The sequence below is a fragment of the Halopiger goleimassiliensis genome, from assembly GCF_000455345.1.
In the GTDB taxonomy this organism is placed as follows: domain Archaea; phylum Halobacteriota; class Halobacteria; order Halobacteriales; family Natrialbaceae; genus Halopiger_A; species Halopiger_A goleimassiliensis.
Genome location: NZ_HG315690.1, coordinates 1,222,033 through 1,248,179, shown reverse-complemented (window position 1 = coordinate 1,248,179; position 26,147 = coordinate 1,222,033). Strand labels below are relative to the sequence as shown.

The window sequence follows — 26,147 nt, the reverse complement described above, 5'->3', positions numbered from 1 at the left end:
GTGCTCGAGGACAATAACGGTGGTCGGGGGATGGATCGTCGAGCGCGAGGGGGACTCACTCCGCGGTTGACTCACCGTCGCTCGCCGCGGGGACGTCGTCGTCCTCGACGATGGCCTCCTTCCAGGTGCCGCGCGTGAACCACGCGACGGCGGCGATCGAGCCGACGACGTCGCCGACCACGACGCCGGTCCAGATGCCGGTCGGTCCCCAGCCAGCGACGAACAGCAGGTAGTAGGTGACCGGGACGCGGGCGACCCACAGGCCGAGGACGGCGAAGGCCAGCGCCGTCTTCGTGTTGCCCGCGCCGCGGAACGCTCCGAGGACGACCTGCATGACGCCCATGAAGACGAACGCGCAGGCGGCGAACCGGAGGAAGGTCGTCCCGTGGGCGAGCGTCGCCGCGCGGCCCTCCTCCTCGGCTAGCAGGAACACCGAGACGAACGGCTCCGGGAACAGGAACGCGACCGTGCCGGCGACGAACATGATCGCCCCGACGACGCCCGCGCCGATCCAGGTCGCCCGTTCGGCCCGGTCCGGCCTGTCGGAGCCGAGGTTTTGACCGACGATGGAGTCCATCGCCTGGCCCATCCCCATCGCCGGCAGGAACGCCAGTGAGATGAGCCGGTTCCCGAGGCCGTAGCCGGAGACGACGGCCGACGGGAACGTCACGACCATCGCCAGCATCGCCACCATCGCCAGCGCCGTCATCGACTGCTCGAGCGCGGTCGGCACGCCCAGTCGGGTGATCTTGCGGACGTACTCCAGCCGCGGCCGGAGGTGGTCGAACCGGACGTCCGGACCGACGTCGGTGTAGTACAGGAGGTAGAAGCCGATGGCGGTCGCGACCGCCCGCGAGATGACCGTCGCGACGGCCGCGCCGGCGACCTCGAGTCTCGGGAGGGGACCGACCCCGAAGATGAACAGCGGGTCGATCGCGAGGTTGATGAGGACGCTGACGAGCATCACTCGCATCGGCGCGCGCGTGCTCCCGTAGCCGCGCATGAGCGCGACGAACACGTAGAAGCCGAAGACGAACGGGAGACCGAGGAAGAACACCCGCAGGTAGTCCGCAGCCAGTGGGATGATCGCCGCGTCCGTCTCCGGATTGCTCGGCAAGGCAGCGAGCATGGGGTCGGTCGCGAGGTAGCCGACGATGCCGAGACCGACGGCGACGATCGAGATGAACGACAGCGTCTGACCCGCGATCAGGCCACCCTCGTCGCTCCCGGCACCCGTGTGCTGGGCGATGAGAATCGCGCCCGCGGTCGTCAGCCCGCCGCCGATGGCGATCAGCAGGAACAGCAACGGGAAGGCGAGGCTCACCGCCCCGACGGCGTCGGGCGAGAGTACTCCCATCCAGAAGGTGTCCCCGACGTTGTAGGCCACCTGTAGCAACTGGATGACGACCAGCGGCCACGCCAGCATGAACATCGGCCGGAGGAGCGATCCCTCGGTCAGATCGCTCTCGGCCGGCGTCGACCCGGTAGCCATGCCCGTACCGAACCGCCGCGACCACTTTACCGTGCGGGGGATGTGCTATCGGTGCCCACCCCCGTCGAGGACGCCGATCCGGAAATCCGACCGTTTACGTTCCCGTCCGCCCATCGCCGACGTATGACCATCGGCGTCATCGGCGGTAGCGGCATCTACGAGGCACTGCCACTCGAGAACACCCGCAAAGCGGACGTCTCGACGCCCTACGGCGAGCCGAGCGAGGCCGTCACGATCGGCGAACTCGCGGGCAAGGAGGTCGCGTTCCTCCCGCGACACGGCGAGGACCACCAGCACACGCCTACCGACGCCTCCTACCGGGCGAACATCTACGCGCTGAAGTCGGTGGGCGTCGACCGGGTCATCTCGACGAACGCCGTCGGGAGCCTCCGCGAGGACCTCCCCCCGCGCACGCTGGTCGTCCCGGATCAGATCTACGACCGCACGAAACACCGCCAGCCCACCTTCTTCGGCGACGGGATGGTCGTCCACATGGGATTCGCCGACCCCTACTGCCCCGCGATGGTCTCCCACCTCGCGACCGCCGCCGAGGAGGCGACCGACGAGGACACGACGACCGAGAGAGGGGGGACGTACGTCTGCATCGAGGGACCGCAGTACTCCACCCGCGCCGAGAGCGAGTTCTACCGCGACCAGGGCTGGGACGTCGTCGGCATGACGACCATCCCCGAGGCCAAACTCGCCCGCGAGGCCGAACTCAGCTACGCCACCGTCGCCGGCGTCACCGACTACGACGTCTGGAAGGAAGACAGCGAAGTGACGCTGCAGGAGGTTCTCGAGAACGCCGAAGCGAACCAGGCGGCGATCAACGCGGTCATCGAACGCGCCATCCGGACGATGCCCGAGGACTTCGAGAGTCCGGCCTGGAACGCGCTCGAGGGTACCATCAACACGCCGGCCGACGCCATCCCCGAGGAGACCCGCGAGCGCGTCGACCTGATCGCCGGCGACTACCTCGACTAGATTCCTCGAGTACGACGGCCGCAAGCGAGTCTCCGTTCTATCGACCGTCTCGACCCTCCTTCGCTGAGTCCCGCTCGAGCGGCATCGTTCGAACTATCGATTGTAAGAACGGTACCGGAGGTATCGATAGTACTGGAACTCTCGAGAGTACATTTGATAGATGGCAAACACTAAAGCCGGTCTCCGTTGGACCCTCGAATATGCCGCGACACCCGACACGACCCCCGCGCGGTAGCGACGACGGACCGACTGCCCCTCCCTCCCGATCGCGCCGTTCAGTCCTGTACGCCGGTGCAACAGCCGCGACGCTCGCGATCGCGGGCTGTCTCGACGAGCAGTCGGCGAACGAAGGCGCGAACAGCCCCGGCGACGAAGACGACGGGACGAGCGACGGGGACGCCGATCCCGATGACCCCGACGTCGCCGACGGCGACGAACTCGAGGAACTGGAGAACGAACTGTTCGCCGTCCTCGACGCCTACTTCGAGGCCGCGGCGGCGGGCGACCTGGACGGAATCGACGAGGTGATGCACAGCCTGAACCCCCTGAACCCGGCCGAGTGGGAGGACGACGGCTGGGAGTACCAGGGCGGCGAGAGCGAGGCCCCGTCCCCGTTCGAGGGCGAGGTCGTGACCGGCGACGCCACCGTCGAGGACGTCCTCGCGCTCGAGGACGCCGAGTTCTGGTTCCACGGGGTCGACCTCGAGGCCGAACTCGGCGACGCACGGATCGCGCTCGTCCGGGCCGACGAGGCGTGGCTCGAGGCCGAGGCCGACGCGCTCGAGGACCGCGACGACGACGTCGGCGTCGACTACGACTTCGAGACGGAACCCGAGATCACTACGTGGGCGCTCGCCACCGAGGGCGGCGAGTGGCGCATCCTCTTCATGGGTACCGAGGACGACACGCCCGAGGACCCGACAGAAGCCTTCGAGGAGGAGATCGTCGACGAAGACGAGGACGTCGTCGCCGAGATCGACTGGGAGTACGAACCGGAGGACCGACCCGGGGAGGCCGACGGGGAGAACGGTGCGGTCCCGTTCGACGACGTCGAGATGGCCCGCGTCGTGTTCACGGACGACCCCGGGCTCGAGGTCGACGCCGTCCGCGCCGAGTCCACGATCGAAGGCGGCTACATCGAACTCTCCGACGGCTGGGCGGGGGCCTGGGGAACCGTCGCCTACCACCCCGAGGGCGACCAGATCGTCGTCCGGATCGCACAGGACGGCGAGGAACGGATCGTCCACCGCGAGCACTACCTGCCCTGACCTGTCCCGACGACCCCGAGATCAGTCGAGAACCGCTTCGATGTCCCGCTCGAGCGTTTCGATGCTCTCCTCGATGTTCTCGACCATCGACGTCTGCTGTTCGTTCGCGGCGGCGATGTCCTGGACCGACGTCGCGACTTCCTCGCCGCGTTCGGCGACCAAATCGACCATCGTCGCGATCTCCTCCGTGCTCGCGGCCTGTTGGTCGGTCGCACTGGCGATCTCGGAGATACCGTCGTCGGTCTCCTCGATCGCGGCGAGGATCTCCCGCTGGTTGGCCACGACGGTCTGGATGTCGTCGACGACGCCGCCGATCTCCTCGTTCGTCGCCTCCACGCTGTCGACCGTCTCGAGCGTCGTCTCGCGGACCTCCGAGACGATTCGTTCGATCTCGTCGGCCCGCTCTTTCGACTGTTCGGCGAGGCTCTTGATCTCGTTCGCGACGACGGTGAAACCGTCGTTCGAGCCGTCGCTGCGGGCCGCCTCGATGTTGGCGTTGAGCGCCAGCAGGTTCGTCTGATCGGCGATGTCGTCGATCACCTCGACGATGTCGTCGATTTCGTCGATGCGCTCGGCTAACTCCGTGGCGTCCGTCGCGACGCTGTCGGCCTCCGCCGCGACGTCGTCCATCGTCTCGAGCGTACTCTGTGCGGTCTCCACCGACTCCTCGGAGAGGGATCGGGCCTGTTCGCTCTGCCCGCTGACCTCCTCGGTGCTGGATGCGATCTCCTCGACGGTCGCGCTGAACGTCGGCACTTCCTCCTGGACCTCCGCGAGGTTCTCCGACTGTTCCCCGGCGAGTTCGCTGATCTCCTGTGAGTTCTCGGCGACGTTCGTGGTCGAGTCCCGCAGTTCCTCGACGGCGACCTCCACCTCGTCGCTCATCTGCTCCTGGAGGTAGCGAATCCGCTGTCGCTGTTCGACGAGCGTCGTGACGCGCGTCAGTACCTCGACGGCCCCGACGACGTCACCGTCCGGCGTCGTGATCGGCACGCCGAGCGCTCGCGCGTGCGCCTGGCCGCCGTCTGCTGTTTTTGCGGTTCGGATCTCTTCTTCGCGGATGACCCGTCCAGTGCGAAGGACCTCCTCGGCGAGGGTCTCGTCCTCGCCTTCGGTCCCGAAGACGTCGTACGCGTGCTGACCGACGACGTCCTCGGCAGGGTAACCGGTGAGTTCCGCCGCGCCCGCGTTCCAGTCGGTGATGTGCCCGGACGCGTCGACGAGAAACGCCGGCTCGGGAAACGTCTCGACGAGGGAGACGAACGCGTGCCGCCAGAACTCGGCCGCGTCGGCGTCCGCCTCGGGTTCGATATCGTGCGTCGGTTGCGTACCTGTCGCCATGCTGTGTTCGAGTTGGCCAATCCCACCCGCTCGCCTTATAGGAATTGGCAGGTATCGATCGTTACGTTATCACACACCTATTTTCCAGCAGACACGTAGCCGTCCGGCGTCGCGGTGCGGACCGTCACAGCGGTCGGCCCCGTTTCAGTCCGCGACCGCTTCCTCGGGGTCGGCCTCGAGCGTCGGCCGCTGGATCCAGAGGTCGCCGAACAGTTCGTCCTGCTCGAGTTCGATCCGTCCCCGATGAGCCAGGAAGAGCAAGGCGAGGTAGGTCATCACGCGCGAGCCGCCGGTGTCGTCGATTTCGGCGTACAGCACCTCGTCGCGGCCGTTCTCGTAGTGTTCCTCGAGGGCGACCTCGACGTCGTCGATGACCGATTCGATGTCCTCCTCGTGGGTGGTGTGGGTGACGTCGTCGCTGGTCGGTTCGTCGTCCACCCGGAAGTCGTCGTCCGCGTGGTAGTTCAACTCCTGGACGCCGCGGTCGTAGCCGCTTGGCGAGTCGCTGGTGTCGTAGCTGCGCGATTCCTTCCACCAGCTATCGCGCTCGGCGCTGCGCAGTTCCCGCACCAGTTCGTCCAGCGTCTCGGGCTTCCCACGGGCGTGCTTGCGCTCGAGTCGGCGCTCCATCTCGGCCTCGAGGCTCTCGACGGGATCGAAGCCCGGCGGGTGCCCGCCCTCGCCGTCGCCGCCGTCCATCGGTCCGCCGGCGTCGTCGGCGAAGGGGGCCTCCCACGGCGGGAGTTCCTCCTCCTCGGGTTCGTCCGCGGCGAACAGTTCGTCGCTTTTCATCCGCAACAGGACGCTCGCGTAGAACAGCGCCCGCCCCGACGTCCGCAGGTCCCGGTCGTCCAGCGCCTCGAGGAACCGGTCGGTGACGTGGACGATGTCGATGTCCCAGGGGTCGATCTCGCCCTCCTCGGCCAACTGGACGAGGAGTTCGACGGGTTCGACGTCGTCGTCCTCCTCGTCGGCGGATCCCCCTGCATCGGTCTCCTCGCCGGCGTCGGAGAACTCGAGGACGGTCCCGTCTCCGTCGTCACCCTCGCCGGACTGGTCGGCGCTATCCGACGGAAGGTCCCCGCTCGATCGATCGGAGCCGCCTGACGGCGGCTCCCTGTCTCGCGAGTCAGTACCTTCCCCGCTCGATCGATCGGAGCCGCCTGACGGCGGCTCCCTGTCTCGCGAGTCAGTACCTTCCCCGCTCGATCGATCGGAGCCGCCTGACGGCGGCTCCCTGTCTCGCGAGTCAGTACCTTCCCCGCTCGATCGATCGGAGCCGCCTGACGGCGGCTCCCTGTCTTCGTGACCGGCGATGTTCAACGGGATGTCGTCGCCGCCGTCGGTTCGGACCTCCCGGTAGAACTCGTCACGGCCCGGGCCATCGCAGGCTTCGGGATCGTCGGACTCTCTAGTCACTCACTGGCACCTCCGCTTCGTCGGCACCGTCGTCGCTCAGGTCGATGCCGGTGACGGCGCTGACGTTGTCCTGTTGCATCGTGACGCCGATGGCCCGCTGGGACCGGTCGAGCATCGCCGAGCGGTGGGAGACGACGACGAACTGGGCTTCGTCGGCCAGTTCCTCGACCATCTCGCCGATCCGCTCGGCGTTGACGGCGTCGAGGAAGGCGTCGACCTCGTCCAGCGCGTAAAAGGGCGCGGGGTTGTGCCGCTGGATCGCGAAGATGAACGCCAGCGCCGTCAGCGACTTCTCCCCGCCGGACATCGCGTCCAGCCGCTGGATCGGCTTGTCGCCCGGCTGGGCCTTCATCGTCAGCCCGCCCTCGAAGGGATCGTCCTCGTCCTCGAGGTGGAGGGTGCCGGTCCCCTCGGAGAGCTGTTCGAAGATCTCGGTGAAGTGCGCGGAGATGGCCTCGTAGGCCTCCATGAACGTCTCCTTCTTCTGGGTCTCGTACTGCTCGATCCGGTCGCGGATCCCCTCGGCCTCCTCGACGAGGGTCGCCTTCCCCTCCTCGAGCTCCTCGAGGTCCGCGCGCACCTCGTCGTACTCGTCGATCGCGAGCATGTTGACCGGCTCCATCGCCTCCATATCGCTCTCGAGGAGGTCGATCATCTCGAGGACGGTGTCGTGGTCGGGCACGTCTTCGGGGTCGTAGTCGCCGACCTCCGCCTCCAGCGACTCGATCTCCCACTCGAGGTCGCTCACGCGCTCGCGCCTGTCCTCGAGTTTGCTCTCGACGGCGTTGACCCGATCCTGCTGCCGATCACGTTTCGTTCTCGCCTCCGAGAGTTCCTCCTTGAGGTCGCTGCGTTCTTCCTTGAGTTCCGCCAGCTCTTCTTCGAGTTCCTCGACGGCCTCGCGTTTGTCCTCGAGTTCGGCTTCCTTCCGCTCGATCGTCGCCTCGAACTCCTCGATCCGTTCCTCGTGTTCGGCCTTGCGATTTTGTGCGGCCTCGATGTCGTCGTGGAGGTCGTCGATGGCGTCCTCGGCGTACTCCTTCTGGAGGCCGAGTTCGTTGAGTTTGCCGTCGATCTCGTCGATCCGGTCCTCGCGGTCGTCGATCTCGCGTTCGAGTTCCTCGATCTGCTCGGTCAACTCGGGAATCTTCGAGTCCGCCAGTTCCGTCTCGAGGTCGTCGATGTCGGCCTCGATGGCGTCGATCTCGGCGGTCTTCTCGTCGATCTCGTTCGAGATCTCGTTCATCCGTTCGTCGACCGACTCGCGCTCCTCGCGAAGCTCCTCGAGGTCGTCCTCGAGCTTCTCGATCTCGCTCTCGATCGACTCGCGTTCGTCCTCGAGGCCGTCGATCTCGCTCTCGATCGAACGAACCTCGTCGGCGGCGTCGGTCTTGCGGTCGCGGGCGTCGTCGAGCCGTTGCTCGACGTCCCGCAGATCCTCGCGCAGGGAGTCGCGCTCTTCCTGTAACTCGGTGATCTGTTTGGCGACGCGCTCGAGTTGGCCCTCGCCGCCGCCGGTAAAGGAGTACCGCGAGCCGCTGCCGGAGCCGCCGGTCATCGCGCCGCTTTTCTCGACGAGGTCGCCATCCAGCGTCACCATCCGATAGTCGCCCATATACGAGCGGGCGGTCTCGATGTCCTCGACGACGAGCGTGTCGCCGAGGACGTAGGAGAAGACGCCGGCGTACTCGTCATCGAAGTCGACGAGGTTGTACGCGAAGTCGACGACCCCCGGATCGCTCGGCGCGTTGGGGAGCCGTCGCTGGCTCATGTCCGTCAGCGGCAGGAAGGTCGCCCGGCCCGCGTTGCGCGATTTGAGGTGCTCGATACACTGCTGGCCGACGACGTCGTCGTCGACGACCACGTTCGCGAGGCGGCCACCCGCCGCGGTCTCACAGGCGACGGCGTACTCGCCCGCGACGTTGCCAAGTTGCGCGACCGCGCCGTGGACGCCGTCGATCCCCGCGTTGAGGATCGTCGTCACCGCCCGGCCGAAGGAAGAGTCGCCGCTCTCGCCGGCGTTGGCCTCGAGTTCGGCGTACTCCTGCTGTTTCGCCTGGATGTTATCGTCCAGCTCGTCGATGTCGGACTGGATCCGGCGCTTCTCGCTTTTGAGGTCGTCGACGACGCCCGCGATGTTCTCGCGGTTCTTCTCCGCCTTCTCGAGTTCGCGCTCCAGGTCCGACCGCTGTTGCTCGAGGTCCGGGATCGACTCGCGCTTCTCCTCGATCGCGTTTTCTTTCTCGCTGATCTCGTTCGAGCGCCGGCGGGCCTCGTCGAGCAGGCGGTCCTGCTCGCGCTGGAGGTCGTTCTTCTCGGTCTTGGCTTCCTCGAGGTCGTCCTTGCGCTCGGCGAGTTCGGCCTTCAGCTCGTCGAACTCGGTGTCGACGGCTTCGATCTCGGCTTCCAGCTCGTCGCGCTCCTGCTCGCGTTCCTGGATCTCGGTCTTGATCGAGGCCTTCTCGAGTTTGTGCTCGCGCATCTCGTCCTCGAGCTCCTCGATCTCCTCCTGCTTGCGGTCGATCTGGACGAACGCCTCGCGACGGGTACCCTCGGCGTCCTCGATCTGTTCCTCGCTGGCCTCGATCTTGTCCTCGAGCCGCGAGACGTCGCCTTTCAGCTCCTCGATCTCGCTTTTGATCCGGAGCTGTTCGTCCTCGCCCTTGCGTTCGATCTCGGCGTTCAGATCTTCGAGGTCCTCCTGCAGGCGGACGACTTTCCCCTGCCGTTCGTCGAGTTCGCGCTGGAGGTCCTCGAGTTCGGCGGCGAGTTCGTCGACCGTCTCCTCGGCGGCTGCGAGTTCCTCGCGCTTCTCCTCGAGTTCGCTGGCCTTCTTGTAGCCCTCGTACTCCTCCTTCTCGTCGCGCAGGCGGCGATATCGGAGGGCGGTTCGGCGCTCGTCTTCCAGTTGTTCGAGGCGGTCGCGTTTCTCCTCGATGCGCAGCGTCGCTTCGTCGATCCGTTCCTCGACGGTTTCCAGTTCCTCGAAGGCGTCCTCCTTCTTCGCGTCGAACTCCGCCACGCCGGCGATCTCGTCGATGATCTCCCGCCGGGCGTGGGGCGTCATGTTGATGATCTCGGTGACGTCGCCCTGCATGACGACGTTGTACCCCTCGGGCGTGACCCCGGCCTGGGCGAGCAGGTCCTGGATGTCCGAGAGGTTGACCGAGCGGTCGTTGAGGTAGTAGTAGGAGTAGTAGTTGTCTTCGGTCTCCTTGACGCGGCGGCGGATGCGGATCTCGTCGACGTCGCCGACGTCCTCGCTGCCGGCGGCGTTGACGACCTGCGTCCGATCGAGCGTGTCGTCGCTGTTGTCGAGGACGACCTCGACGGTCGCCTCGCGAGGACCGGCGCTGCTCGAGCCGTCCTCGTGGCCGGGGTTGTAGATGAGGTCGGTCAGTTTCTCGGCGCGGATCCCGCGGGTCCGGGCCAGCCCCAGCGCGAACAGCACGGCGTCGATGATGTTCGACTTGCCCGAGCCGTTGGGGCCGGTGATGACGGTGAAATCCTCGTAGAACGGAATCCTCGTCTTCCGTCCGAAGCTCTTGAAGTTGTCCAGAACGACTGCCTTGATGTACATTCTCGCCTCGAGTCCTCCGTAGTCCGGCGGACGGCAACGGGCTGACGTCGGGCCGGGTCCGGCGACCGGACCCGGTGGGGGGCGTTCCGCCGTCTCCTTACGCGACGATGATGTCGTCGCCTACTGAGTCTTCCGCTTCGTCGCCGGTACTCTCGCCGTCGACGTCGGTCGCGGCCTCGGCGGCCTCGGCGACCTCGTCGGGGTCGGCCTCCGCCCGTTCCTCCTCTTCGCTTTCGTTACGCCGATCGGGAACGCGCGTCGGCGTCTCGGCGTCGAGTTCGGCCTCGAGAACGCGAATCCGCTCTTTGGCTTCGATGAGTTCGTCCGTCAGCCCCTCTACCGTCGACTCGAGTTCCGCAACCGTCGATTCGAGTTGCTCGACGCGGTTGTTCGACATATGCTCTAGGGACAGTCCGTGCCACATAAACGTACGTCAGACACAGCTAGTCGAATTGGTACGTCTGGGCGGCGAGAGTGACGCGATCGCGTGCGGCGACTGCACGGACGCCGCTACCTGTTCTCCGGCCTCGAGTCGAGGTTCGACCTCCTTCTCCAATACACCACCACGGTTCGACTAGTCCTCTCCAATGAACCAACACAACAACAATTACGTCTGTTATTTCTTCCAGAAATTGGTAAAGTTCTGCGAATGGGTTAACATATCTACATCAGTTTACTTGGTGAGTTACGGACCACGTCAATAGGCACCATCCAGCACGGTGAGATACACTATGAGGGCCGTTCCAACCGCAGGGTCGGACGAGGGTATGGACAGACGAACGATGTTGAAGCTAGTCGGCGGCTCGGCCGTCGCGGTCGCGCTGGCCGGCTGTGCGGAACTGCTGGAAGACGAGGAGGACGGGACGACCGAGGGTGACGTCCCGGACGAGCCGATCGAGGCCGGCTTGCAGACGTTCACCGAGGGTGCCGCGTCGGTACTGGGGATTCAGGCCGAGTACGGGGCCGAGACGGCGGTCCGGCGCATCAACGAGAACGGCGGCGTCGCCGGGCGGCAGATCGAACTCGACGTCATCAACGAGGGGGACGAACACCTCGACAACTACCGGCAGTTCGTCGAGCAGGGGAAAGACGTCACGTTCGGGCCGATCTCGAGCGGCGGGCACGAGGAGATGGTTCCCGAGATCGAGGACCAGGGCGTCATCAACGTGGCGACCGACGGGACGGTGACGACGCTGTACGAGGAGGACTTCACGGACGTCACCTACTCGTTCCGGTTCCAGAACCACGACGTGATGGAGGCGCTCGCGGCGGTCAACCAGGCGGTCGAGGTCCTCGGTGCCGACGGGATCGAGACCTACGCCGGGATTAACCCCAACTACGCGTTCGGGCAGGACGAGATGGATCTCTTCTCGCTGGGGATCGAACAGCTCACGGGGGCCGAGGAGTTGTACAGCGGCTTTCCGGATCTGGAAGCCGACGACATGTCCTCGCATATCACCGAGGTCAACAGCGAGGAGCCCGACGTGCTGTTCTCGAGCGCCTGGGGCGGCGACGCGACGCTGTTACTCGAGCAGGGACAGGCCAACGACCTGTTCGACAACGTCGAACTGCTGGTCGGTCCCGTCCTGTACGGGTCGGCCAACGACATGAGCGAGGACCTCGTCGACGGGCCGATCTACTCGGGATCGCGGAACTTCTACTGGGACCAGCCCGACACCGACCAGTGGGCTCCCGCCGCGGACCTGCTCGAGGAGGTCCAGTCGGAGTACGGGGTCGTCCCAACGGCCCACTTCATGAGCGGTTACGGGGCCGTCACGGCGTGGGCGACGGCCGCCGAGACGGCCGTCGACCTGCTGGGCCGGTGGCCCGAACAGGACGAACTCGCGACGGTGCTGGAGAATCACGGGTTCTTCACGCCCGCGGGCTATCACACCATGGCGTCGGACCACCAGTGTTACTCGAACGCCCACTTCGGCGAACTGGCCTGGTCGGACGAGTACGACGCCGCGATCCTCGAGGACGTCGCGGTGTTCCCGCCGGAAGACGTGTCGCCGCCGCCGGGTGAAACCTCGCGGGACTGGATCGGCGGCTGGTGACCGACGCGAGTATCCTGTCACGTATCCATGACACTACGACTTCCACCGGATGACGGACGGATCGACGCGGCCGGCACGCGGAGGCGATAGCCATGTTCGGGTCGCTCGCCGCCGTCACGGCGCTCGACTCGGTAGCGCCCGCCCTCGTCGACGGGGCGCTCGTCCGCCACGCGCTCAACGGCGTCTACTACGGATTCATCCTCTTCATGATCGCCTCCGGGCTGACGATCATCTTCGGCGTCCTGGGCGTGCTCAACCTCGCGCACGGCGAACTGTACGCACTGGGCGCATTTGCCGTGTTCAGCGTCGTCGGCTTCCTGACCGGTCTGATCGCGAGACCGACGGACACGGTGACGACGGTGATCTTCGGGATCGTCGTCCTCGCGGGCGCGCTTGCCGCCGCCGCGGTGTTGCTACCGGTTGGCGGGGCCATCGAGGCGGTGTTCGTCAGGCCGATCTACGACCGCGACGAGGTCTACCAGTTACTGTTGACCTACGGGCTGTTGCTCGTGCTGGTCGACGTGATGAAGTTCGTCTGGGGACCGTCGCCGGTCGATCCGGGTGTCTTCCGGCACCTCAACGCCATTCCGACGACGGAACTCGTCGGCGTCAGCTACCCGTCGTACAACGTCATCGTCATCCTGGTCGGGCTGGCCGTCTTCGCCTGGCTGCTCTGGTTCTTCGACCGGACGAAGACCGGCCGTATCGTCCGCGCGACGGCGATCAACCGGGAGATGTCGACCGCGATCGGCGTCAGCACCGACCGCGTGTTCACGCTCGTGTTCGCGATGGGCGCGTTCTTCGCCGGCTTCGGCGGCGCGATGGCCAACGTCGGGCCGCGCACGGCCTACCTCGAGATGGGCCTGGACCCGCTGGTGCTGTCGTTCGTCGTGATCGTCATCGGCGGCCTCGGCAGCCTGAAGGGTGCGCTCGTCGGCGCGTTGCTGGTCGGCGTCACCAGCCGGGTCGTGACGCCGTACTACCCGCAACTCGAGCTGGCAGCGCCGTTTCTCCTGATGGTGGCCATCCTGCTGGTCAGACCCGAGGGACTGTACGGCACGTGGGGTGAGATCGAATGAGTCGGTTCCTCGTCGACCGCGACGGCGAGACCCACCTGCGGTTGGCTGCCGGCATGGAACTCACCAGGAGTCAGGCGCTCCTGGCGGTGCTGGGAATCGCGTTCCTCCTTGCCGTCCCCGACATCGCTCGTCTCACGCCGTTGTCGTTCGCGGTCTTCCACCAGGGGATCCTGTTCGGCATCGCCGCGCTCGGGCTGAATCTCCTGCTCCGGCACACCGAACTCGTCTCCTTCGGCCACGCCGCGTTCTTCGGTGCCGGGGCCTACACCGCCGCCGTGCTGGCCTCCCACTACGACGTCTCGAGCGGCCTCCTGTTGCTCGCGGCGGCGGTCGCCGTCGGGGCGCTGCTGGCGCTGCTGGTCGGCTACCTGGTGGCGGGCTATCTCGACATCTACTTCGCGTTGCTGACGCTGGCGTTCAACCAGGTCCTGTTCGCGTTCGTCATCCAGAGCGAGTTCTTCAACTACAGCGACGGGCTTCGCGTCCGCCCGGACGGGCTGAACCCGCCGGACCTGTTCGGCCTCACGCTGGGGACGACCGCGTACGACCTCCTGCTGTACTACCTCACCATCGTCCTTCTGGTGATCGCCCTGCTCGCCACCTGGAATCTGATCAACTCGCCGTTCGGCCGGGCGCTCGACGCCATCGGGCAGAACCGCACGCGGGCGCGGTTCGTCGGCATCCCCGTCGAGAAGTACGTCTGGATCGCGTTCACGCTCTCGGGGCTCTACGGCGGCCTGGCCGGCGGCCTGTTCGGGATGGTCCAACTGCACGTCCGGCCGGAGCCGGTGTTGTACGTCTTCGTCTCCGGCGAGATCCTGTTCATGGCGATCCTCGGCGGTCTCAACACGCTCGCCGGGCCGATCGTCGGCGGAATAGTCCTCGTCTACCTGCTGCGACTGGCCCGGTTCTCCGTGGAGTACTACCACGCGCTGACCGGGCTCGTTCTGCTGGTCGTCGTCTTCTTCCTCCCACAGGGGATCCTCGGCTCGCTGCCGATGCTCGGCAGCGGCCTCGAGCGCCGAACGCGCGATCCCGGTCTCGTCCGGGAGGACCTCGCACGGGTCGTCCGGTCGATCAGGAACGGTCTCACCCGCGCGATCACGACGGTTCGAATCATCATCTTCGGGGTGAACTGAGATGCTCGAAGCACGCGAGTTACGCAAGGAGTTCGGCGAACTGCGCGCGACCGACGACGTCTCCGTCCGGTTCGGGGAGACCGAAGGCGAGATGGTCTTCATCGTCGGCCCCAACGGGGCCGGCAAGACCACGCTGGTCAACCTGCTGACCGGCCTGCTGGAACCCGACCGGGGCGAGGTCGTCGTCCACGAGAAAGTGGCGGGCGGGAACGGCGAGCGCGTCGAGCGCGAGATCACGAACGTCCCGCCCGCGGAACGGGTCCGCTCCGGCCTGGTCCGGAGCTTCCAGATCGTCCACGTCTTCGAGGAGATGACCGTCCGGGAGAACGTCCGGGTCGCGGTCCTCTCGCGGTACGGGAAGACCCTGAGCATGCGGACGGTCGACGACGGCCACGAGGCGGTCGAGGAGACGGTCGACGACCTCCTCGAGCGGTTCCGGCTCGCCGATATCCAGCACGAGGTCGCCGAGACGCTGCCCCACGGCGACCGAAAGCTGCTCGACGTGGCGATGTCGTTCGGGCTGGATCCGAACTACCTGCTGTTAGACGAACCCACCTCGGGCGTCGCCACCCGGGAGAAGGAGTACGTCATCGAGACCATCGTCGAGGCCAGCGAGGCCGACGACGTGACCACGGTGACGATCGAACACGACATGGACCTCGTCAAGGAGTACGCGGATCGGCTCGTCGTCCTCCACGAGGGTCGGGTCTTCCGCGAGGGCGATCCCTCGCTGCTCGAGACCGATTCGGAACTCCGGCGGGTCCTGCTGGGGGTGGACGAATGAGCGCCGACGAGCGCGGCCCCCACAGCGGGGACGACGGAGAGGCTACCGCCAACGCAGGTGCCGGTGCCGACGCGGCGACCCCCGCCGGGTCGGACGCCGAACCGCTGCTCGAGGTCGGGAACCTCTCGGCGCTGGTCGAGGGGTTCGAGGTCACCCACGGCCTCGACCTCGAGGTCGGTCACGGCGAGGCCGTCGCCCTGGTCGGTCGCAACGGGGCCGGCAAGACCTCGACGTTCCGCTCGATCATGGGGTTGACGCCCGTCGCGAGCGGCTCGATCCGGTTCAAGGGCGAGGAACTGCTCGACCTGCGGCCGGAACTGATCCCCAAACGCGGCATCGGCTACCAGCCCGAGAACCGCGACCTGTTCACGGGGATGACCGTCGAGGAGAACGTCCGCCTCCCCATCTGGACCGCCGGCGACGCCCGCGGGATCAGAAACGAGGACGCCGTCGTCGAGGACGTCTTCGACCTGTTCACGGAACTCGAGGACCGCCGCGACGCCGAGGTCCAGAACCTGAGCGGCGGCCAGGGCAAGATGACCGCCATCGGCCGCGCGCTGGCGCTCAAGCCGGACCTGCTCATCCTCGACGAACCGCTCGAGGGGCTGGCCCCGGTCGTCGTCGAGAACCTCAAGACGTACCTCCGGGAGATCATCGACCGGGACATCTCGGTGCTGGTCGCGGAGTCGAACGCGAGCCACGTGCCCGAGATCGTCGACCGGATGTACGTGATCGAGCGCGGCGAGATCGTCGACAGCGGCGACCCCGAGGTGCTCGCCGAGGACGAGGAGATCCAGCTGCTCATGCAGGGCGGCGGGGAGTAGCGTTTCGACGCGGTCGGGGTACGGCTCGTCGCCTCCTCGGTACGCCGTCGTTATCGTGCACGATTTCGGGTGGGGATTGATCACCTCTCGATCGAGACGGTGATGCGATTTTCGTGAGCAGCGGGAACTCGAACGTCGAACACCTCGAAAGCCCTCGCCGCTGTGGCGGTCGCTCAGCGACATATCCGCGCTTGCGCGGATAGGGGTCGCTGAGGCGACTATATGAAACGCCACAGCGGCTCGCCCTTTCAGTCCACCAGGGACCGCACCCTGCCCTTCCCCGGGTCGCACGCCTCCATGCAGTAGGCGCGGAGGCGTGCTCCCGGCCATCTGGCGCGCTGGCGAGATGTTCGAGCAGATGCGAGAACGTCTCGCTTACTCGCGAGGGGCGAGCGAACGAAGTGAGCGAGCCGGTTGGGGAGGAAGAGGGCTCGGGTGGGACTGAAAGGGGCCGGCCGTCTCGAGGAAGGCGGGCGACGCAAGCACCGCAGGTCGGAGACCGAGGCGCGCAGCGAGTCCCCCGACTCGAGACGGCCGGGGGCTTTCAATGTATTCTCGATCCAGTTGCCAACGGTCGCTCCTCGATCGTTCCGTTTCCATCCGCGATACATCCTCACCCGAAATCGTGCGATGAACGGAGCGGAACCGACGACTGGCGGTTTCGATCGACGAACTCAGTTCTCGAGCGGTTCCCGGTTGTCCAGCTCCTCGAGCGCGGTGAGCGCGCCCTGGAGGAGCTTGCGCTCGCTGCGCCGGAGGTTCATGGAGACGGCGGTCTTCGAGACGTCGAAGTGGGCGGCGAGGTCCTCGAGCGTCGTGTCGCGGGGCGTCTCGTAGTAGCCCCGCTGGGCGGCGACCTCGAACGTCTCGCGCTCGGTCTCGGTCAGGGAGCGACAGCCCTCGAGCAGGGTCATCGCGCTGTCGGAGTTCTCGAGCAGGTCGAACAGCGTCGTCGCGCCGAACTGGTCGCGGTCCTCGACGTGGTAGTCGTTGTGGCGCTCGAGGTCGGCCAGCGCGTGGTCCTCGTCCTCGTCGTCGTCGAAGCCGACGTGCCAGCGCTCGCGCCCCTTCTCGATGCGGAAGGGGCCGGTGATGTAGCCGCCGTTGCGCTGGATCGTCTCCATCGCGTTCGTCTGCTCGATCGTCGTCCCGATCTCGGCGACGTTCTCCCGTTTCGTGAGGATGTAACACTCGTTCATGTTCGGGTGGTCCCGGAGCGTCCGGAGGCCGTCCTCGAGCGCCCCCGTCGACTCCCCCCTGGCGATCAGGCGCGTCTCGAGTTGTTCGTCGCCCGTGTCGAGTTGCCATTGCACCGCCGAGAAGACGATATCGACGTCGTCCGTCGTGTCGATGAACGGGCAGTCGTACTGCCGCATGTCGATATCGAGATCGATCATGGTTGTGGGAGATTACCATACAAGGGCTTAATACTTGTCCAATTAATTTGTGGGAAACGGGTCGGAGCGAAGGACGGTGTCGCGGACTGACGGATGCCGACGGTGTTGGTCGGGGGAGGCCGTCAGGAGGGAACGGCGGTGGTTCGGGGCCGCGTCGCCTCGCGGGGGACGGCGTTGATATGTTAACGGCCGCGTTTAGCGTGATACGAGTTCACGTTCCACTACATATGGCGCAGGATCAGGTCACGCCGCCGTCCGTATCGCAGGACGACATCCACCGCATCGACGACGACTCGTTCACCGATCGAAACGTCTGTCTCGTGACCGGCGCGGGCTCCGGCATCGGGCGTGCGACCGCCCTCGTCGCCGCCGGAAACGGGCTCACGGTCGCCGCCACGGATGTCGACGAGGAGGGCCTCGAGGAGACCAGCGCGCGCGGTACGGAACTGGACCTCGAGGGGACGATCGAACCGATCGGCGGCGATCTGACGGTCGACGACGACATCGAGCGGATCGTCGACCGCGCCGCCGATCTGGGGGACGTCAAGTATCTCGCGAACGTCGCCGGCATCCAGCACATCGACTCGATCGAGGAGTTCCCGATGGCGGCCTACGACCGGATGCACCGGATCATGCTCCGCGCGCCGCTGTACCTCTCGAAGCGCTGTATCCCCCACTTCCGGGAGACCGAGGACGGTCGCGGCTGTGTCGGCAACATGGCGTCGGTCCACGGCCACTACGTCACCAGCGACAAGGTCGCCTACAACGTCTCGAAGTTCGGCCTGCGCGGGCTCACCCAGTCTATCGCCGCCGAGGGTGACGGCGAGATTCGCTCGTTCTCGATCAGCACCGGCTACGTGAAGACGCCGCTGGTGACGAACCAGCTCGAGGACACCGCCGAACAGCGCGGCATCTCGGTCGAGGAGGTGATTCAGGACGTGATGCTCGGCCAGTCCCGCGTCAAGGAGATGATGGAACCGGTCGACGTCGCCAACCTGTTCCTGCTCGGCTTCTCGGACCTGGGTCGCCACCTCGACGGCGGCGACCTGTTGTTTGATGGGGGTATGACCCTTACGTACGAATAGGTGTATCGATATGTCAGGATCCACCGCGCTCGAGGACGTCGACGAGATCGTCCACGAACCGGACCCGGAGTTCGCCGAGTCGACGAATATCGCGGCGTTCATGCGGGAGTACGGGATCGACGACTACGAGGAGCTGATCGAGCGGACGACCACCGACCTCGAGGGGGTCGAGGCGTCGGGGATCGAGTGGTTCTGGGACGAGGTGGTCGACTACCTCGACATCGAGTTCTACGAGGCGTACGACGAGGTCCGCGACGACAGCGGGGCGCGACGCGCCCCGGACGATGCGAGCGGTGAAACCGCGAGCCGAGGCGGTCCGCAGTTCACCGACTGGTACGTCGGCGGTAAACTCAACGTCGCCCACAACGTCGTCGACCGCCACGCCGAAGTCGACGACGAGCGGCGCAACACGGTCGCCACGATCTGGGAGGGCGAAGACGGCGAAGTCCGGGAGGTCACCTACCACGAACTCCACCGGCAGGCGAATCAGGTGGCGAACGCGCTCGAGGCCCGCGGGATCGAGACGGGCGACACCGTGGGGCTGTACATGCCGATGGTGCCGGAGGTCGTCTCGATCCTCTACGGCTGTCTCAAGGTCGGGGCGATCGCGGTCCCCATCTTCTCGGGCTTCGGCGTCGACGCCGCCGCCACCCGGATCGAGGATTCCGAGTGTTCGGTCCTGTTCACCGGCGACGGCTTCTACCGTCGGGGCGACCCCGTCTTCCTCAAGTCCGCGGCCGACGAGGCCGTCGAACAGGCCGGCCACGTCGAGCACACGATCGTTTACGACCGACTTGGCTCGAGTACTCCCCGGAGCGAACACGAGATTCCGTGGGACGACGGGCGCGACGAGTGGTGGGCCGAGGCCGTCGAGACGGCGGACGACGAGTACGAGACGAAGTCGCTCGACTCGAGCCAGGAGTCGCTGTTGCTGTACTCGTCGGGGACGACGGGCAAGCCGAAGGGGATCGTCCACACGCACGCCGGCGTGCAGGTCCAGTGTGCGAAGGAGGTCTACTTCGGGATGGATCTCAAGCCCGCGGATCGGTTCTTCTGGGTGTCGGACATCGGCTGGATGATGGGGCCGTGGACGCTGATCGGTACCCACACCTTCGGCGGGACGGTATTCATGTACGAGGGCGCACCCGACCACCCCCAGCCGGATCGGTTCTGGGAGATGATCGACCGGCACGAACTGACGCAGTTCGGCATCTCCCCGACGGCGATCCGCGCGCTCCGAAAGCACGGCGAGCGTCAGACTACGTCTGACGAGCCATCCGGCTCCGGCGGAGCCGGAGACGACGAGTGGCTCGAGGGCCACGACCTCTCCTCGCTCCGCATCCTGGGTTCGACCGGCGAGCCGTGGGACCCCGAGTCCTGGCGGTGGTTCTACGAGCGCGTCGGGAACGGCGAGTGCCCGATCGTCAACATCTCCGGCGGCACCGAGATCTGCGGCTGCTTCCTGATGCCGATGCCGAACCAGCCGCTGAAACCTTGCACGCTCGGCGGCCCCGGCCTCGGAATGGACATCGACATCGTCGACCAGAACGGGAACTCGGTCAAAGAGGACCACGAGCGCGGTTATCTCGTCGCCCGCGACTCCTGTCCCTCGATGACCAAGTCCCTGTGGAGCGGCGACGAGCGCTACCTGAACGAGTACTGGTCGACGTTCGAGGACCCGCCGCTGTGGGACCACGGCGACTGGGCCCAGAAGGACGAGGACGGCTTCTGGTTCCTCCACGGTCGCGCCGACGACGTGCTCAACGTCGCCGGCCGCAAGGTCGGTCCCGCCGAGGTCGAGGGCGCGCTGATCGACCACGAGGCGGTCAACCAGGCCGCCGCGATCGGCGCGCCGGACGACACCACCGGCACGGCGGTCGTCACCTACGTCGTCCTCGAGGACGGCTACGAGGAATCCGAGGACCTCCGGGAGGAACTGCGCGCCCAGGTCGGCGAGGAACTGGGCAAGCCGTTCCGCCCGCGCGAGGTACTGTTCGTCGACGAGTTCCCGAAAACCCAGTCGGGCAAGATCATCCGCCGCGCCATCGAGGCGACCTACACCGGCGAGGATCTCGGTGACATGAGCAGCATCGAGAACCCCGAGGCGCTCGAGGAACTCGCGGAGGCCCGGTAGTCTCCCGACCGGTTTCCGACGGTCGACCCCCTCACACGGGGATACACGGTCGGCCTGAACCCGTTCCGGGCCGAACTGGAACGGCTGACCCCTCCGCTTTCCCGCGACCGGCAAGTTTCTCCCCTGCTCGAGACGGGACGGCTCCCGGGGAACCCTCGCTGGCGTCGGTCTGGTCGGGTGTGCCGACGGAGGGCGCTCGAGGCGACCGTCATCGATGACGGTGAGATGTTCCAGTTATGACACTCTTATGGGGGAGGCGTTCGTAGAAGTGAGCGTATGACAGCACACGATACCGACGCGCTCGTCACGGCGGAGTGGGTAGAGGAGCGCCTCGACGAGTTCCAGTCCGACGATCCGGAGTACCGACTGCTCGAGGTGAACAACCCGACGGTCACGGCCGACTCGGAGTATACGCCCTACGAGGAGGGCCACATTCCGGGAGCGATCTTCTTCGACTGGGAGGAAGACCTGAGCGACCCGGTGACCCGCGACATTCTCGACAAGGAGGCGTTCGAGCAACTGAACGCCGAGGCGGGGATCACCGAGGACTCGACGGTCGTCCTCTACGGCGGCGGCCGCGTCCCCAACTGGTTCGCGCTGTTTGCCTACTGGGAGTACAAGTACTTCGGCCACGAGGATGTCCGCGTCATCGACGGCGGGAAGCCCTACTGGGTCGAGAACGACTATCCGCTGACGACCGACGAACCCGACTTCTCCGCCCAGGAGTACACCGCTCGCGGCCCCTTCGAGAACATCCGCGCGTACAAGAGCGACGTCGATCAGGCCATCGAGTCGGGCGTCCCGCTGGTCGACGTCCGCTCGCCAGAGGAGTTCACCGGCGAGGTCATCGCCCCCGAGGGCCTCCAGGAGACCGCCCAGCGTGGCGGCCACATCCCCGGTGCGAAGAACGTGCCGACGACGACGGTGTTGAACGACGACGGCACGTTCAAAGACCCCGACGAACTCCGCCAGCTCTACGAGGACGTCGGTATCGACGAGAACCAGTCCGTCGTCACCTACTGCCGCGTCGGCGAACGTTCCTCGATCGAGTGGTACGTGCTCCACGAACTGCTCGGCTTCGACGACGTCGAGAACTACGACGGCTCCTGGACCGAGTGGGGCAACCTCGTCCGCGCGCCGATCGAAACCGGCGAGGCCGAGTAACTCGTCCCGTCGCGATCGACGTCAATCGCCACTCGTCGCCCTTGGTGAGTCTCGAGGCGCGGACGCGGCGTCTGCGTCTCCGTCCACGCGCTCCAGCACGGCGAGCGTGCCCGCCGCGTACGCGACCAGCCCGGCACCGACGACGAGGAAGCCGAGTCCGAGGCGTAGTTCGCTCGAGATCGGCAGGTACGGACTCACCCCGACGAACGCAGCGAGCGTGACGAGGCCGACACTCAGTCCCGTCCACCGTTTGTCGGCCCAGGACTCGCCCGTGGCGTAGGCCGGAAACCGGTCGCCGATCAGGAGCGTGAGTTTGCCCCCGACGGCCCAGCACAGCCCGGCAACGAGCGCGAGACTGACGGCGTCTCCGACCCAGTACAGTCCGCCGGCGATTGCGGCACCGACGAGGACTCCGAGGGCGGTATCGCGGATCGATCGTTCCATGCGTCGTTCTCCCCCGCGCATCCTGTTAAACGTTTTTCAGAACGTGGCTGATGTACCGCTGGTGTCGACTCGAGTAGGTGCTGTGCGTCCACTGGGGAGCCGCTCTTCTGTCGTCGAGGGACCGTCGTAATCGGACGACCGGCGAAGGCTACTTATCGGTTCCTTCCCTCTACGTGATAATGAATCCCGAGTCGGATCACGGTGTCAGGCGAGAGTCGGGACGGCCGACCCTCGCGTCCGCCGAGTCGCTGACGGTCGAGAGCGGACTGGAAGCGCTCCAGTCGAGTCCGGAGTTCGACGGGACGGTCGAACCGCTCGAGGGGCTCGACGAACTCGAGACTTGCGAGCACATCGCCCTCTTCTACAGGAGCCGCGAGGAGCGGTTCGCGACGGTCGCCCCGTTCGTTCGACAGGGTATCGAACAGGGCGAGCGAGTGATGTACGTCATCGACGACCTCTCGACGGATGCGGTTCTCGAGCAACTCCGCGGCGATGCCGTCGACGTCGACGCGGCGCTGGAATCGGGACAGTTGACGTTCCACACGTTGGACGAGACCTACCTGCGATCGGGGCGGTTCGACGCCGACGACATGCTCGGGGTGTACGCCGACGCCATCGAGGAGGCGAAAGCCGAGTATCCTGGACTCCGGGTCACCGCCAACACGAACTTCGTCCTCGACGACCACGCGACGATCGAGGAGTTCATGGCCTACGAGAGCCGGGTGAACGACCTCTTCGAGGGCGAAGACTGCATCGCGCTCTGTCACTACGACTGCAACCGGATCCCGGCGGAGATGCTCGTCGACGTCATTCGAACGCATCCGCACCTGGTCTACGACGATACGGTCTGTCACAACTTCTACTACACGCCGCCCGAGGAGTTCTTCGAACCGGAGGAGACCGCTCGAGACGTCGAGCGAATGCTGAACACGCTGGTCGATCGTTCCCGAGCGCGATCGGAACTCAACGATACCATCGAGGAACTGGAGGAATCGAACGAGCGGCTCAAACGGTTCGCGTACGTCGCGTCCCACGACCTGCAGGAGCCGCTGCGGATGATCTCGAGCTACCTCCAGCTGCTCGAGTCGCGCTACGCCGACGATCTGGACGAGGAGGCTCGAGAGTTCATCGACTTCGCCGTAGACGGCTCCGATCGCATGCGGGAGATGGTGGACGGATTGCTCACGTACTCCCGGATCGACATGGACGACTCCTCGTTCGAACCCGTCGACTGCGACGCCGTCGTCGACGACGCACTGACCGATCTCGGCGTACGGATCGCCGAGACCGACGCCGCGATCGAAGCGAAGTCGCTACCGTCGGTCGAGGGCAACGCCCGCCAGCTCGAGCAACTGTTCTCGAACCTGCTCTCGAACGCGATCACCTACAGCGGCGACGAACCGCCGCGCGTCGAGGTGTCGGCCGAGCGACGGGGCGATCGGTGCGTGTTCGCCGTCGCGGACGAGGGGATCGGTATCGAACCGGCGTACCGCGATCAGATCTTCGAGATCTTCAACCGGCTCCACGCGCACGACGAGTTCGACGGGACCGGCATCGGCCTCTCGCTGTGTCGCAAGATCGTCGACCACCACGGCGGCGACATCTGGGTCGACTCCGAACCCGGCGAGGGGACGACGTTTTACTTCACGCTCCCGACGGCCGCGTCGGGGTAATCAGCGCGGGTCGTACGGGTTCGTCGGGGTCTCGAGACGAGAAACCTCGTCGACCCGATCGAAGTCGTCGTCGAACGCGTACAGATATTCGACCCCGTTAGAGTGCATATACGCGACGATACAGGCGTCGACGAACGAAAGGGCCTCGTATCGGCGAAACTCCGATTTCGCCGTCGCCAACGTATCCGTCGACAACGAAACGACGTGGAAGCGAGCGTTTTCTTCCACGCGATCGAGGAAGTCGACCGCGGGATCGTGGCCCGCGTGCGTCGTGAGTCCGTTGAGCGTCTCCGCGAGAACGTACTCGAGTACGATCGCTTCGGGGAGGGATTGGTCGTCGATGCCGTGAAGAATCGGAAGCGCGTCCTCGTGTGCTCCGTCCCGACGGTAACTCGCGGCGAACAGTACCGACGTATCGACGACCGCACGGGGCATTTACTCTACTCCCCAGCCGTCGTGATCGGCCGTGGCGTCGGTGTCTTTCTCGCCGTCGTACCCCGTGAAATCCTCGAACGTGCCGCCGCGGCGGTGAACGACTTCCACTTGAACCGTTCCATCCTCTTCGACGGTCCATCGAAGCCGGTCGCCGTCGTCGATATCGAGCTGTCGCCGGATTCGAGCGGGAATATTGGCCTGATTGCCGGAGACCTTGCTCTCGGCGTCGACCCGATCGGTACTCATACTCGCAGGTAGTCACCGGAAACACAAGTATAGTGTGGTACCACACTACCGGCTCGGAGACCGAGCGAGCGCGTCCCGTTACGTTTTACCGCGCCCGGCCCGAATCGGGGCGCAATGACTGCCCAGACCGTCCAGCAGGGCGACCTCGTGACCGTCATCGGCCTCGAGGTCCACGTCCAGCTGGAGACCGACACGAAGATCTTCTGTGGCTGTTCGACCGAGCCGACCGACGAGCCCAACGAGCACGTCTGCCCGGTCTGTCTCGGCCTGCCGGGCGCGCTCCCGGTGCTGAACGAGGCCGCCGTCGAGGCCGCCGTCAAGATCGGCAAGGCCATCGACGCGGACATCCCCGAGGAGACGCGGTTCCACCGCAAGAACTACTACTACCCCGACCTGCCCAAGAACTTCCAGATCACCCAGTACGACGAGCCGATCTGCGCCGACGGCGAACTCGAGGTCAGCGTCGAAGGGACCCGCCGCTCGGTGACGATCCAGCGCGCGCACTTAGAGGAGGACCCGGGCAGCCTCCAGCACGTCGGCGGCGGCATCGACACCGCCGACTACACGCTGGTCGACTACAACCGCGCGGGCACGCCGCTGATGGAGATCGTCACGGCTCCTGACTTCCGCAGCCCCAGCGAGGTGCGCGCGTTCCTCGCCGAACTCGAGGAAGTGCTCGAGTACCTGGGCGTCTTCGACGCCGAGCGCGACGGCAGCCTCCGCATCGACGCGAACCTCTCGATCATCCCCGAGGCGGAGATCGACGGCGACGGCGTCGACGAAATCGGCGAAGACGCGCTCGAGGCCGCCAACCGCACGGAGGTCAAGAACATCTCGAGCCACAAGGGCGCGGAGAAGGCCCTCGCGTACGAAGAAACGCGCCAGAAGAACGCCATCCAGCGCGGCCGCGCGGTCGAGCAGGAGACCCGCCACTGGGACGAGTCCCGGGGGATCACGGTCTCGATGCGTTCGAAGGAAGAGGAGAAAGATTACCGCTACTTCGAGGAGGCCGACCTGCCGCCGCTGCGCGTCTCGGGCTGGAAGGAGGAGATCGCGATTCCGGAACTGCCCTCGGCCCGCCGCGAGCGGTTTCAGGAGGAGTACGGCCTGAGCGAGGAGGCCGCCTCGAAACTCACCTCGACCAAGCAGGTCGCGGACTTCTACGAGAACGTCGCCCGGGAGTTCGACCCCGACCTCGCGGCCACCTGGGTCGCGGACAACCTGCTCGGCGAACTCAACTATCGCGACATGGAGATTACGGAGATCGCGGACCGCCTCGAGGAGGTCACCCGCCTCGTGGAACTCGTCGCCGAGGACGAGATCACGGCGAAGAACGCCCGCGAGACCGTCCTGCGATCGATGCTCGACGACGGCAAGACGCCCGACGAGGTCGTCGACGACGAGGGCCTGGGCAAGACCGACGAGGACGAAGTCCAGCAGGCCGTCGTCGAAGCGATCGACGAGAACCCCGACGCGGTCGAGGACTACCACAGCGGCGAGGACGGCGCGATCAACTTCCTCGTCGGCCAGGTGATGCAAAAGACCGGCGGCAGCGCCGATCCCGGCGACGTGAACCAGTTGCTGCGGGCCGAACTCGAGTAG

General features: G+C 66.0%; 21 protein-coding genes. 12 read left to right on the top strand and 9 right to left on the bottom strand.

Going from position 1 to position 26,147, the window contains the following annotated elements:
* Positions 1–55: 55 nt before the first annotated feature.
* Complete coding sequence (locus tag TX79_RS06075; protein WP_049926410.1) at positions 56–1,492, bottom strand: MATE family efflux transporter; 1,437 nt, start codon at positions 1,490–1,492, stop codon at positions 56–58.
* Between the two features lie 123 nt (positions 1,493–1,615).
* On the opposite strand from TX79_RS06075, the gene mtnP reads away from it, so the two are divergent.
* The gene (gene mtnP, locus TX79_RS06070; protein WP_049926408.1) at positions 1,616–2,476 is read left to right on the top strand and encodes an S-methyl-5'-thioadenosine phosphorylase; all 861 of its coding nucleotides are present in this window, start codon (positions 1,616–1,618) and stop codon (positions 2,474–2,476) included.
* A gap of 200 nt (positions 2,477–2,676) precedes the next feature.
* The gene (locus tag TX79_RS06065; RefSeq protein WP_049926406.1) at positions 2,677–3,744 is read left to right on the top strand and encodes a hypothetical protein; all 1,068 of its coding nucleotides are present in this window, start codon (positions 2,677–2,679) and stop codon (positions 3,742–3,744) included.
* 21 nt (positions 3,745–3,765) lie between these two features.
* Here the strand turns inward: TX79_RS06065 and TX79_RS06060 are convergent, their stop codons facing one another.
* The 4 genes from TX79_RS06060 to TX79_RS06045 form a co-directional block, all read right to left on the bottom strand.
* A complete protein-coding gene (locus tag TX79_RS06060; RefSeq protein ID WP_049926405.1) occupies positions 3,766–5,085 on the bottom strand; it encodes a methyl-accepting chemotaxis protein in 1,320 nt (439 codons plus the stop codon).
* Positions 5,086–5,229: 144 nt separating this feature from the next.
* Positions 5,230–6,504, bottom strand: coding sequence for a segregation/condensation protein A (locus TX79_RS06055; protein WP_081655498.1), 1,275 nt, complete (start codon positions 6,502–6,504; stop codon positions 5,230–5,232).
* Complete coding sequence (smc, locus tag TX79_RS06050; protein WP_049926404.1) at positions 6,497–10,084, bottom strand: chromosome segregation protein SMC; 3,588 nt, start codon at positions 10,082–10,084, stop codon at positions 6,497–6,499. The genes TX79_RS06055 and smc overlap by 8 nt, the downstream gene beginning before the upstream one ends.
* A 97-nt stretch (positions 10,085–10,181) precedes the next feature.
* Positions 10,182–10,481: a DUF7518 family protein gene (locus TX79_RS06045; protein WP_049926403.1), complete on the bottom strand. Its 300-nt coding sequence runs from the start codon at positions 10,479–10,481 to the stop codon at positions 10,182–10,184.
* Positions 10,482–10,815: 334 nt separating this feature from the next.
* Between TX79_RS06045 and TX79_RS06040 the strand changes: the two genes are divergently transcribed.
* The 5 genes from TX79_RS06040 (at position 10,816) to TX79_RS06020 (ending at position 15,967) form a co-directional block, all read left to right on the top strand.
* Complete coding sequence (locus tag TX79_RS06040; protein WP_049926402.1) at positions 10,816–12,141, top strand: substrate-binding domain-containing protein; 1,326 nt, start codon at positions 10,816–10,818, stop codon at positions 12,139–12,141.
* 92 nt (positions 12,142–12,233) lie between these two features.
* A complete protein-coding gene (locus TX79_RS06035; RefSeq protein ID WP_081655496.1) occupies positions 12,234–13,220 on the top strand; it encodes a branched-chain amino acid ABC transporter permease in 987 nt (328 codons plus the stop codon).
* Positions 13,217–14,359, top strand: a complete 1,143-nt coding sequence (locus TX79_RS06030) for a branched-chain amino acid ABC transporter permease (protein ID WP_049926400.1) — start codon at positions 13,217–13,219, stop codon at positions 14,357–14,359. Before TX79_RS06035 ends, TX79_RS06030 begins: the two co-directional genes overlap by 4 nt.
* 1 nt (position 14,360) lies before the next feature.
* A complete protein-coding gene (locus tag TX79_RS06025; RefSeq protein ID WP_049926399.1) occupies positions 14,361–15,143 on the top strand; it encodes an ABC transporter ATP-binding protein in 783 nt (260 codons plus the stop codon).
* Positions 15,140–15,967: an ABC transporter ATP-binding protein gene (locus TX79_RS06020; RefSeq protein WP_230198547.1), complete on the top strand. Its 828-nt coding sequence runs from the start codon at positions 15,140–15,142 to the stop codon at positions 15,965–15,967. Before TX79_RS06025 ends, TX79_RS06020 begins: the two co-directional genes overlap by 4 nt.
* Positions 15,968–16,641: 674 nt before the next feature.
* Here TX79_RS06020 and TX79_RS06015 read toward each other — a convergent pair.
* Positions 16,642–17,364 (bottom strand): helix-turn-helix domain-containing protein, encoded by a 723-nt coding sequence (locus TX79_RS06015; RefSeq protein ID WP_049926397.1) that lies wholly within the window; start codon positions 17,362–17,364, stop codon positions 16,642–16,644.
* A gap of 227 nt (positions 17,365–17,591) precedes the next feature.
* Between TX79_RS06015 and TX79_RS06010 the strand changes: the two genes are divergently transcribed.
* The 3 genes from TX79_RS06010 (at position 17,592) to TX79_RS06000 (ending at position 21,747) form a co-directional block, all read left to right on the top strand.
* Positions 17,592–18,449, top strand: a complete 858-nt coding sequence (locus TX79_RS06010) for an SDR family NAD(P)-dependent oxidoreductase (protein WP_049926395.1) — start codon at positions 17,592–17,594, stop codon at positions 18,447–18,449.
* Between the two features lie 10 nt (positions 18,450–18,459).
* The gene (locus TX79_RS06005; protein ID WP_049926393.1) at positions 18,460–20,583 is read left to right on the top strand and encodes an AMP-binding protein; all 2,124 of its coding nucleotides are present in this window, start codon (positions 18,460–18,462) and stop codon (positions 20,581–20,583) included.
* Between the two features lie 276 nt (positions 20,584–20,859).
* Positions 20,860–21,747 (top strand): sulfurtransferase, encoded by an 888-nt coding sequence (locus TX79_RS06000; protein WP_049926391.1) that lies wholly within the window; start codon positions 20,860–20,862, stop codon positions 21,745–21,747.
* Positions 21,748–21,768: 21 nt separating this feature from the next.
* Here TX79_RS06000 and TX79_RS05995 read toward each other — a convergent pair whose 3' ends face one another.
* Entirely contained in the window at positions 21,769–22,191 is a 423-nt protein-coding gene (locus TX79_RS05995; RefSeq protein ID WP_049926388.1) for a hypothetical protein, read from the bottom strand.
* A gap of 179 nt (positions 22,192–22,370) precedes the next feature.
* On the opposite strand from TX79_RS05995, the gene TX79_RS05990 reads away from it, so the two are divergent.
* On the top strand, positions 22,371–23,864 hold the full coding sequence (locus tag TX79_RS05990; protein WP_049926386.1) for a sensor histidine kinase: 1,494 nt from the start codon (positions 22,371–22,373) through the stop codon (positions 23,862–23,864).
* Here TX79_RS05990 and TX79_RS05985 read toward each other — a convergent pair whose 3' ends face one another.
* The gene (locus TX79_RS05985) at positions 23,865–24,299 is read right to left on the bottom strand and encodes a type II toxin-antitoxin system VapC family toxin (protein WP_049926384.1); all 435 of its coding nucleotides are present in this window, start codon (positions 24,297–24,299) and stop codon (positions 23,865–23,867) included. It lies immediately after the preceding gene.
* Entirely contained in the window at positions 24,300–24,545 is a 246-nt protein-coding gene (locus TX79_RS05980) for an AbrB/MazE/SpoVT family DNA-binding domain-containing protein (RefSeq protein WP_049926382.1), read from the bottom strand. It abuts the gene before it with no gap.
* 114 nt (positions 24,546–24,659) lie between these two features.
* Here TX79_RS05980 and gatB point away from each other — a divergent pair, with 114 nt between their 5' ends.
* On the top strand, positions 24,660–26,147 hold the full coding sequence (gene gatB, locus TX79_RS05975; protein WP_049926380.1) for an Asp-tRNA(Asn)/Glu-tRNA(Gln) amidotransferase subunit GatB: 1,488 nt from the start codon (positions 24,660–24,662) through the stop codon (positions 26,145–26,147).

Coding starts and splice junctions, on each gene's coding strand:
- TX79_RS06075 (WP_049926410.1), bottom strand. CDS start 1,492: ATGGCTACCGGGTCGACGCCGGCCGAGAGCGATCTGACCGAGGGATCG.
- mtnP (WP_049926408.1), top strand. CDS start 1,616: ATGACCATCGGCGTCATCGGCGGTAGCGGCATCTACGAGGCACTGCCA.
- TX79_RS06065 (WP_049926406.1), top strand. CDS start 2,677: ATGCCGCGACACCCGACACGACCCCCGCGCGGTAGCGACGACGGACCG.
- TX79_RS06060 (WP_049926405.1), bottom strand. CDS start 5,085: ATGGCGACAGGTACGCAACCGACGCACGATATCGAACCCGAGGCGGAC.
- smc (WP_049926404.1), bottom strand. CDS start 10,084: ATGTACATCAAGGCAGTCGTTCTGGACAACTTCAAGAGCTTCGGACGG.
- TX79_RS06045 (WP_049926403.1), bottom strand. CDS start 10,481: ATGTCGAACAACCGCGTCGAGCAACTCGAATCGACGGTTGCGGAACTC.
- TX79_RS06040 (WP_049926402.1), top strand. CDS start 10,816: ATGAGGGCCGTTCCAACCGCAGGGTCGGACGAGGGTATGGACAGACGA.
- TX79_RS06035 (WP_081655496.1), top strand. CDS start 12,234: ATGTTCGGGTCGCTCGCCGCCGTCACGGCGCTCGACTCGGTAGCGCCC.
- TX79_RS06030 (WP_049926400.1), top strand. CDS start 13,217: ATGAGTCGGTTCCTCGTCGACCGCGACGGCGAGACCCACCTGCGGTTG.
- TX79_RS06025 (WP_049926399.1), top strand. CDS start 14,361: ATGCTCGAAGCACGCGAGTTACGCAAGGAGTTCGGCGAACTGCGCGCG.
- TX79_RS06020 (WP_230198547.1), top strand. CDS start 15,140: ATGAGCGCCGACGAGCGCGGCCCCCACAGCGGGGACGACGGAGAGGCT.
- TX79_RS06015 (WP_049926397.1), bottom strand. CDS start 17,364: ATGATCGATCTCGATATCGACATGCGGCAGTACGACTGCCCGTTCATC.
- TX79_RS06010 (WP_049926395.1), top strand. CDS start 17,592: ATGGCGCAGGATCAGGTCACGCCGCCGTCCGTATCGCAGGACGACATC.
- TX79_RS06005 (WP_049926393.1), top strand. CDS start 18,460: ATGTCAGGATCCACCGCGCTCGAGGACGTCGACGAGATCGTCCACGAA.
- TX79_RS06000 (WP_049926391.1), top strand. CDS start 20,860: ATGACAGCACACGATACCGACGCGCTCGTCACGGCGGAGTGGGTAGAG.
- TX79_RS05995 (WP_049926388.1), bottom strand. CDS start 22,191: ATGGAACGATCGATCCGCGATACCGCCCTCGGAGTCCTCGTCGGTGCC.
- TX79_RS05990 (WP_049926386.1), top strand. CDS start 22,371: ATGAATCCCGAGTCGGATCACGGTGTCAGGCGAGAGTCGGGACGGCCG.
- TX79_RS05985 (WP_049926384.1), bottom strand. CDS start 24,299: ATGCCCCGTGCGGTCGTCGATACGTCGGTACTGTTCGCCGCGAGTTAC.
- TX79_RS05980 (WP_049926382.1), bottom strand. CDS start 24,545: ATGAGTACCGATCGGGTCGACGCCGAGAGCAAGGTCTCCGGCAATCAG.
- gatB (WP_049926380.1), top strand. CDS start 24,660: ATGACTGCCCAGACCGTCCAGCAGGGCGACCTCGTGACCGTCATCGGC.